Raw genomic sequence first — 9,419 nt, forward strand, 5'->3', positions numbered from 1 at the left:
TTTATTTAAATAATAAAACTAAATGCAGAACTGATTAATATTAATCGGAATAATAAAGTAATTTTACTCTTGACATTTTATCTTTTAATCCTATTTGTTTTGCTGAATATTTTGAGATTTTAATTATTTCTTTTGAGCCTTTAGGTAAATTACCAACAACTTTAACGAAAGTTGATTTTTCAGTTATTTGGCTTGTTATTTTAATGATTGTTCCTAATGGAGCATTCTTATGTAATGCTAAACTTTTCTTTGTTCCAAATGTTTCGTCATTTATCCAAGTAACTATTCCATCTTCAATTCTTTCATTAGGATTTATTATTTTGTTATCATTTTCAGTAATCTTTGTATTTTCCTTTTCAGTATTTTTTTGGATTTTATTCTCAATTTTATTTTCTGTTTTGTAATAATCTTTTGCTAAAACAACTTTGTTGATATATTTAATTATTATGATATTATCTCCCTCATGAATGCTGTTTCCTGTTAGCTTGTTCCATTTTTTAATATCAGTAACTTTTACAGCATATTTTTGAGAAATCTGAAATAATGTTTCCCCTTTTTTTACTCTATGATCTATTCCTTTTTCTACCTTTATTACTTTGGTAAGTGGTATAAAAACAATTTGGTTAATATCAAGGCTATTAAGAGTGTCGCCATTTGCTCGTTTTATTTGGTCAACAGAAATATTATATCTTCGGCTAATAGCATATAACCCTTGTCCTGCTTCAACTTTGTGTAAAATATATTTATCGCCTTTCACTTTTATAACACCTACAGAATCAACAAAAGCATTTGAACTATTAAATACAAATACTAATAAAACTAAAATTAAGATTTTTTTTATTTCCATATTACTAATGTTCTATAAAAAACTAAATCATGCATTTCTTTTACGAATCAAAGGTAATTAAAATTAAAATTGATACTGAAAAAATTGTTCCACATAATTGTGGATTTCAGTTTGTCTATGTAGAGTTTTCTAAGAGACACTATTTATTTGAATACAAAATAACAATTATTCTTATTAGCGTATTTGCGGCAATAACAAATCAATAATCAAAAGAATATTTTGTAACAAAAATGTAACAAAAATGAAATTTTATTGAAATATCATTGATTCATCTTTGCGAGTGAAAAAATATCTTTAATTAAATTAGAATGAAAATTAAAAAACTAAGTTTAACATTCTTTTTATTAACTTTTATTAGTACAGCTGTTTTTAGTCAGATTAACAATGATGATTTTAAACCTTCGGGTAAAGCATTTGCCAAAATCTTTTCTAATTTTCACAGTTCATTTTCTGATAAAGAAAATTTTAATACATTTGAAATTACACGTAGCTATTTTGGTTATAGCTATCAAATGAGTAAAAATATATCAGCAAAAGTAACATTGGATGTTGGAAATCCTGCTTCCGGTAAGTATGAGCAAATTGCTTTTCTTAAAAATGCGTTGATCAATTATGATGATGATAAGTTTTCAGTAAATTTTGGACTTATAGGTATGTCTCAATTTAAAATTCAGGAAAAAGCTTTTGGATACAGATATATTTATAAATCTTTTCAGGATGCTTATAAATTTGGACCTAGTGCTGATTTGGGTTTAAATGTAAAGTATAAAATTCATAAATTTATAAGCGTAGATGCTACAATATCAAATGGTGAAGGTTATAAAGAAGTTCAGGCAGATTCAACTTTCAAAGTAGCTTTGGGTCTTTCTCTTTATCCTTTCAAGGGTTTAACTCTTAGGGGATATTATGATTATTTGAAAAATGATGAGGCACAATCAACTTTAGCAATATTTTTAGGATATAAAAATAAAAATGTTTCTTTTGGTGCTGAATACAATATTCAGGAGAATAATAAAATGATTGAAAATCAGGATTTTTCAGGATATTCTGCTTTTTCAACTTATAAGATAAATGATAAAATTAAAATATTTGGCAGGTATGATAAACTTGAATCTGTAAAAATTGGAAATGCTACTGACTCTTGGAATATTATGAAAGACGGACAGTATATTATTGCAGGATTGGAATATGCTCCTTTAAAAGGTGTAAAAATATCACCAAACTATCAAGGATTTATTCCTGACAAAAGCGGAGAATCAAATATTTCCAGTATTTATATGAATCTGGAAGTGAAGTTTTAAATGAAAATAGAGAGAATTTGTAAAAATAAAAAACGAAAAAATAAACAATTAAAAAAACAAAATTATGAAAAAATTAGCAACATTATTAATTAGTGCAGTAATACTTTTAACTGCTTGTAATAACTCTGATAATAAGAGTGAAAACAAAGAAAATGAAAAAGTAACGCTAACAGCAGCAGGAGCGACTTTCCCTATGCCATTTTACAATATGGTTTTTAAGCAATACACAAAATCAACAGAAATGCTTCTTACTTATGGAGGAATAGGTTCAGGTGGTGGAATCAGAAGTTTGAAAGACAAGATTGTTGACTTTGGTGCAACAGATGCTTTTCTTTCTGATGAACAAATGAAAGATTTGCCTGCTGAGATTGTGCATATTCCTACATGTCTTGGTGCAGTGGTTTTGGCTTATAACTTAGAAGGTATTGAATCTATCAAATTGACAAATGAATTGATAGAAGGAATTTTTATGGGAGAAATAACAAGATGGAATGATGAAAAAATTGCAGAAAACAATCCGACTATTGATTTACCAGATACAAAAATTACAGTAGTTCATAGGTCTGATGGTAGTGGAACAACTTTTATTTTTAGTGATTTTATGAGTAAGATTAGCAAAAAATGGAATGAAAATGTTGGAAGAGGAAAATCATTAAAATGGCCTACAGGACTCGGAGCAAAAGGAAATCCAGGTGTTGCAGGAACTATTAGTCAAACAACAGGAGCTATTGGATACATTGGTTCTGAGTATGCATTTGCACAAAAAATACCAGTTGCATTATTGCAAAATAAAGCAGGTAATTATATTGAAGCATCAATTGAGTCGATTAGTAATGCTGCAAAGGGAGAAATTCCCGCAGACACCAGAGTAATGATAACTAATTCTGAGGATGCAGGTGCTTATCCAATAAGTGGTTTTACTTGGATTATTTTATACAAAGACCAAAATTATGATGGACGCTCAAAATTACGAGCAATGGAAACTGTTAAGTTTTTAAATTGGCTTTTAAGTGAAGATGCTCAAAGTAAAACAAAAAAAGTGCATTACTCACCTTTACCTGAATCAACAGTAAAGAAAGCAAAGGATATTTTGAACTCTGTTAATTATGATGGTGAAAAACTTTTAAAATAAAAAAATAAATTTTTATTGCAAGGAATATTTAATGTTCCTTGCAATTTATAAAAAAAGAATATTTAATGAAAACAATAGCATTAGTAGCTCACGATAATAAAAAAAATAATTTATTGGAATGGGCAAAGAATAATAAAAATATTTTATTAAAGAACAAACTTATTGGTACAAGCAACACCGCAAAACTTGTAAATAATGTTTTAGATTTAAATATCAAAGCTTTTGGACACGGACCAAGTGGAGGAGATATATTACTTGCTGCGAAAATTTTAGCAAACGAAGTAGATAAAATTGTGTTTTTTGTTGATATGCAAACACCACAAGGACATGAACATGATATCCAAACACTAATAAGAACAGCGACAATTAATAATATTCCTATTGCACTTAATCGTTCTACGGCAAATTTAATTATTAAAGAAGAAGCTTAATTAAATGAACGGAGAAAAAATAACAAGAATAGTTTTATTCTTATCAACCTTAATAATCCTATTCATTTCAATCGGAATAGGATTTTCTCTTGTTAAGGGTTCAATTCCTGCTTTTAAGGAGTTCGGTATTCAATTTATTTTCTCTTCCGAATGGAATCCTACTGAGGGTCGTGAAGAATATGGTGCTTTGTCATTTATTGTAGGTACTTTAGTTACATCAATCTTTGCCTTAATTATTTGTATTCCAATGGCTTTCTCTGTTTCTTTATTTATCGGTGAATATTTTAGAAATTCAAAATTAGCAAATGTTTTAAGCTCAATAATTGATTTGCTTGCCGGTATTCCTTCTATTGTTTATGGCTTATGGGGTTTTTATGTTTTAAGACCTTTAGTAATTGATTTGGGAATAAATGAACAGGGCTTTGGGATATTTACTGCAAGTATAATTTTGGCAATAATGATAATTCCTTACGCCACTTCTATTAGTAGTGAAATCATTCAGATGGTTCCAAAAGATTTGAAAGAAGCCGCTTATGCTTTGGGTGCTACAAGACGTGAAATGATTTTTAAAGTGTTAATTCCATCTGCAGGTTCGGGGATTTTTGCAAGCTATATTCTGGCATTAGGTAGGGCACTTGGAGAAACTATGGCGGTAACTATGCTTATAGGAAATACAAATGTTATTCCTGATAGTTTGTTTGCTACAGGAAATACCATGGCAAGTGTAATTGCAAATCAATTTGGTGAAGCTGATGGTTTAAAATTGAGTTCACTTATTGCAATAGGACTATTATTATTCCTTATTACATGGATTGTAAATCTTATTGGAAGATTTATTAAAAATCAAGTTATGAAAAAATAAAAAAGATATAAAGTGGATTTTATCATAAAAAATACAAAGTCATTAAATTACAGATTATTTAAAGATAAACTGTTTTATTATTTGATAATAATTATTTCTGCTATTACTATTGTACCTGTACTTCTTATTTTAGCAAAACTTTTTATAAAAGGATACAGGCAAATCAATTTAAGTTTTTTTACCGAAGTTGCTCCCAATACTTTAGAGGCAATGACCGCTGTTGCTAACAATGAAATTATTCCCGGAGGAATTTTAAACGGAATTACAGGAAGTATTTTTATGGTTTTAATTGCATCAGTTATTGCCGTTCCTATTGGTATTTTAACCGGTATTTATTTATCAGAAAATCAAGATAAAATATATACAAATTTAATTAGAACTTTAACTGATATTTTACAAGGAGTTCCTTCAATTGTATTAGGAATTATTGGTTATATTTGGATAGTAAAAGCCGTAACCAACGGTTTTTCAGCTTTAGCAGGAGGATTTTCACTTTCAATAATGATGCTTCCATTAATCATTCGCTCTACCGAAGAAACTCTTAAGATGATTCCTGAATCAATAAAAGAGGCTGGATTGGCTCTTGGAGTACCTTATCATAAAGTAATTTTTAAATTATTGTTGCCAACGGGCTTAAGTGGTTTGTTAACAGGAGTACTTTTATCAGTATCACGAATTTTGGGCGAAACAGCACCCTTGATTTTAACAGCACTTGGTAGCTATGCAATTAATTGGAATATCGAAAAACCAACAAGTGCAATTCCACTATTGATTTGGGAATTTTATAACGACCCTAATTTAATTAACTTAATTTGGAGCTCATCTCTTTTACTTATGATTTTTGTGCTTGCAATTAACATTATTGCAAAACGAATATCAGCAAAATATAAAACTTATTAACAATTAACGGAATTGAAAAACAGATTATGCAAAAATCAATTATAGAAATAGATAATCCATTATTAAGAATCAAGGATTTGTCTATAAGTTATGACAAACAAACTTTTGCAATTAAAGATGTAACGGCAGATACAAGGAAGAACAAAATTACAGCAATTATGGGTCCTTCGGGCTGTGGTAAAAGTACATTACTACGTGCTATTAACAGACTTCATGAGCTTTATCCTAAAATTCAAACAACAGGGAAAATTTACCTTAATGATAATGACATTTCTTTGATGAATCCTATAGATGTAAGGCGTAAAATCGGAATGGTTTTTCAACGACCTAATCCATTTCCTACAATGAGTATCTACGATAATGTAATTGCAGGCTTTAAGCTGAATGGTATCAAAATGAAAAAAAAGCTTAAAGATGAAATTGTTGAAACTGCTTTAAAAGATGTAGTTTTGTGGGATGAGGTTAAAGATTCTTTGTATAAAAAAGGAACATTTTTGTCAGGAGGGCAACAGCAAAGGTTATGTGTAGCACGAACATTGGCTTACAAACCGGAAATTATTCTTTTAGACGAGCCTACATCTGCTCTTGATCCTATTGCTACTTCCAAAGTTGAAAATTTGTTGGTACAACTTAAAAAAGATTATACTATTATTTTGGTTACTCACAACATGTCTCAGGCTGCCCGTATTTCCGATTATTCAATGTTTATGTATCTTGGTGAATTAATAGAATACGGAAAAACAAAAAATATGTTTACCAATCCTGCAATAAAAAAAACAGAGGAATATTTAACAGGGAAATTTGGATAAAATAAATTTGAAATTATGATCAATAAAAAAGAAAAAGCAATAACGCACATACTTGCAGATTTTGAGGAATTTGCAAATCTTATTTTACAACAATTAGATATTCTGGAAAAATTTATTAATTCAGATGAAATAAAAATATCGGATAAGATTTATCAAGAAATTGTAGAAAACGAAAAAAAGTTTGATTTGTTTGAGGTAGAAATAAGTGAAAGAATTATTAAAACAATTATTTTATACCATCCTTTAGCATCTGATTTAAGAAAAATTATGACTTGCTATCGTATATCGCTCAACTTAGAACGCATTGGCGATAAGATAATGAATATTGTTAATTTTATTAAATCAATTAATGAACCTAGTCTGTATCTGGATTTAAAAGATGTTATTTCTCAGATGTTGTCTTACAGTATAAAAATGGTAAGCAAATCATTAATTTCTTTTATCAATTCAGACAAAGATTTTGCTATTTGGACAATAAAAAATGATGAAGTTGTGGATGAATTAAACAAGAAGTCTCTTACAAAAGTTATTAGAAAGGGTAAAATGACTAAAGAAACACAACAATTATTATTTAATTTTTTAAATACAAAAGAAATAATTTCAAATATTGAACGAATAGCCGATCAGGCAACAAATATTGCTGAGGCTTCTTTTTATGCAATAGAGGGTAAGGATATTAGGCATAAAGAAATAAATGATATAAATTCGCATTAATAAAAACATTCAGTTATGACAAAAGCAAAAATACTAATAGTTGACGATGAGGTAGATTTATGTGAAATTTTACAATTCAATCTGGAAAGTGAAGGATTTGAAACTGATATTGCATATTCGGCAGAGGAAGTTTTGAAAAAGAAATTGGAAGATTTTTCATTAATTTTGCTTGATGTTATGATGGGTGAAATGTCAGGTTTTAATCTTGCAAATAAACTAAAGAAACAACTAAAATGTACTACACCTATCATTTTTCTGACTGCTAAAAACTCTGAAAATGATGCTCTTACTGGTTTTAGCCTTGGTGCAGACGATTATATCTCCAAGCCATTTTCAATAAAAGAAGTTATTGCAAGAGTTAATGCAGTAATCAACAGAACATCTAAAAATCTTGAAACTAAAAATGAAATAATAAAAGTTGAAGACCTTGAATTGGATGTTGAAAAGAAAAAACTAGTTATAGAAAATAAATTAGTTAATCTTACCAAAAAGGAATTTAATATTTTACTTTTACTTTTAAAACACCAAGGGACAACTTTTGAGCGAGATGAAATCCTTGATAAAGTTTGGCCAAGAGATGTGATTGTAACCGACCGAACTGTGGATGTGAACATTACTCGCTTAAGAAAAAAAATTGGGAAGTATGCTAAATATTTAATTGGTCGTTCAGGTTATGGCTATTGTTTTGAATTTTAATAAAAAATGAAAATGAAAATTATTTATTCTTATAAGAAAAAACTCTTTTTATATTTTTTTACCGTTTTTGTAATAGTAATACTAATTGTTGCTTCTTTTCAATTTATGCGTGAAAAAAAATACAGGATTGGGCAATTGGATAATAGCCTGAATACCATTACTGAAATGACATATATGTTCATTGAAAACAGGTCAATTATTGAAAATAAGAACTTTCAACAAATTGATACTTTGATGACTATTGTTTCCAAACCACATATTAGGTTAACTATTGTTGACCTTGAGGGAAATGTGTTGTACGATAGTTATGTAAAAAAATATATAGCACTTGAAAATCATTTAAACAGACCGGAGATTCAAAAATCTTTGTACTCGGATTATGGTGTAAGTATTAGAGAGTCGGAATCAACAGGAGAAAAATACTACTATTATTCAAAATCATACAATGATTATTTTATTCGTACTGCTATTATTTATGATGTGGATATAATTAATTTTCTTAAAACAGATAAGCTATTTATTTACTTCATATTATTTCTGTTTTTCTTGATGTTTGGAGTTTTAACTTTTGTTTCCAATAAGTTTACTATTACTTTGTCGAAACTAAAAGACTTTGCAATTAAAGCAGGAAATAATGAAGAAATTGATATTGCAACAAAATTTCCAAAAAACGAATTAGGTGTTATTGGCAAACAAATTATGCAAATCTATGACAAACAGAATAAAGCAAAGAATAATTTGATTCTTGAAAAAGAAAAACTCTTCAAACATTTATTTATTCTTGATGAAGGTATTGCAATTTTTTCATCCAAAAAAATAAAAATTCTTTCCAATCAACATTTTATTCATTTTATTAATATTATTTCAAATCAATCAACAATTACCTCTGAGAAAATATTTGAAATGAAGGAATTCAAGCAATTAAATGAATTTATTGATAGTAATTTGCAAAATGATCAAATAGAAAAAGAAACTCATGAAGAATTTGCAATTCAAAATTCGGGGAAATATTTTAAGGTTCAGTGTATTATTTTCGATGATAAAAGCTTTGAAATTATTATTGATGATATTACAAAACTCGAAAAAAATAAGAAGATAAAACAACAAATGATATCCAATGTTGCTCATGAGTTAAAAACTCCTGTAAGCTCCATTATGGGTTATTTGGAAACAATTTTGAACAATGGAAATATTGATAAAGTAAAACAAAAGTATTTTATTAAAAAAGCTCATTCTCAAACAAATCGTTTGTCTGCTTTAATAAATGATATTTCCGTTTTAAATAAAATTGAAGAAGCAGGTAAGTCTTTCAACCTTGAAGATGTAAAAATTATCAAGATTGTGAATGAAGTGATTGAAAACTTTAGAGGAAATCTTGATTCAAAAAATATTAAAGTTGATTTACAAATTGATGATAGTACTATTGTAAAAGGAAACAAGGATTTGATTTATTCAATATTTCAAAATCTGATTGAAAACACATCTAATTATGCAGGTAAGAATATTGATGTAGGGATAAATCAATATTTAGACGATAAAAAATATTATTATTTTTCATATTTTGATACCGGTAAAGGAATTTCGGAAGAACATCAAGCAAGAATATTTGAACGTTTTTATCGTATCGACTCAGGACGTTCACGCAAGCAAGGAGGCACAGGTTTAGGGCTTTCAATTGTAAAAAATGCAGTTCTTTTTCACAAAGGCGAAATATCTGTAAGAAATAG

General features: G+C 28.3%; 10 protein-coding genes. 9 read left to right on the plus strand and 1 reads right to left on the minus strand.

What is annotated here, in order from left to right; genetic code table 11:
- Positions 1-40: 40 nt before the first annotated feature.
- On the minus strand, positions 41-847 hold the full coding sequence (locus tag U9R42_11535) for a LysM peptidoglycan-binding domain-containing protein (GenBank protein ID MEA3496656.1): 807 nt from the start codon (positions 845-847) through the stop codon (positions 41-43).
- Positions 848-1,155: 308 nt separating this feature from the next.
- On the opposite strand from U9R42_11535, the gene U9R42_11540 reads away from it, so the two are divergent.
- The 9 genes from U9R42_11540 to U9R42_11580 all read left to right on the plus strand — a co-directional run.
- Positions 1,156-2,148, plus strand: coding sequence for a hypothetical protein (locus tag U9R42_11540; protein MEA3496657.1), 993 nt, complete (start codon positions 1,156-1,158; stop codon positions 2,146-2,148).
- A 64-nt stretch (positions 2,149-2,212) separates the two neighbouring features.
- Entirely contained in the window at positions 2,213-3,280 is a 1,068-nt protein-coding gene (gene pstS, locus U9R42_11545; GenBank protein MEA3496658.1) for a phosphate ABC transporter substrate-binding protein PstS, read from the plus strand.
- A 65-nt stretch (positions 3,281-3,345) separates the two neighbouring features.
- The gene (locus U9R42_11550) at positions 3,346-3,711 is read left to right on the plus strand and encodes a methylglyoxal synthase (GenBank protein MEA3496659.1); all 366 of its coding nucleotides are present in this window, start codon (positions 3,346-3,348) and stop codon (positions 3,709-3,711) included.
- A 4-nt stretch (positions 3,712-3,715) separates the two neighbouring features.
- Positions 3,716-4,573 carry a phosphate ABC transporter permease subunit PstC gene (pstC, locus tag U9R42_11555; protein MEA3496660.1) on the plus strand — a complete coding sequence of 286 codons (858 nt, stop codon included), beginning with the start codon at positions 3,716-3,718 and terminating at the stop codon, positions 4,571-4,573.
- A gap of 12 nt (positions 4,574-4,585) precedes the next feature.
- Positions 4,586-5,473: a phosphate ABC transporter permease PstA gene (gene pstA / locus U9R42_11560; protein ID MEA3496661.1), complete on the plus strand. Its 888-nt coding sequence runs from the start codon at positions 4,586-4,588 to the stop codon at positions 5,471-5,473.
- 26 nt (positions 5,474-5,499) lie between these two features.
- On the plus strand, positions 5,500-6,282 hold the full coding sequence (pstB, locus tag U9R42_11565; GenBank protein ID MEA3496662.1) for a phosphate ABC transporter ATP-binding protein PstB: 783 nt from the start codon (positions 5,500-5,502) through the stop codon (positions 6,280-6,282).
- Positions 6,283-6,297: 15 nt separating this feature from the next.
- Complete coding sequence (locus tag U9R42_11570) at positions 6,298-6,996, plus strand: PhoU domain-containing protein (protein MEA3496663.1); 699 nt, start codon at positions 6,298-6,300, stop codon at positions 6,994-6,996.
- A gap of 15 nt (positions 6,997-7,011) precedes the next feature.
- A complete protein-coding gene (locus U9R42_11575) occupies positions 7,012-7,692 on the plus strand; it encodes a response regulator transcription factor (GenBank protein MEA3496664.1) in 681 nt (226 codons plus the stop codon).
- Between the two features lie 12 nt (positions 7,693-7,704).
- Positions 7,705-9,419, plus strand: a 1,715-nt coding sequence (locus tag U9R42_11580) for a HAMP domain-containing sensor histidine kinase (protein ID MEA3496665.1), incomplete at its 3' end; no start/stop codon positions are given.

Source organism: Bacteroidota bacterium (assembly GCA_034723125.1).
Lineage (GTDB): Bacteria > Bacteroidota > Bacteroidia > CAILMK01 > JAAYUY01 > JAYEOP01.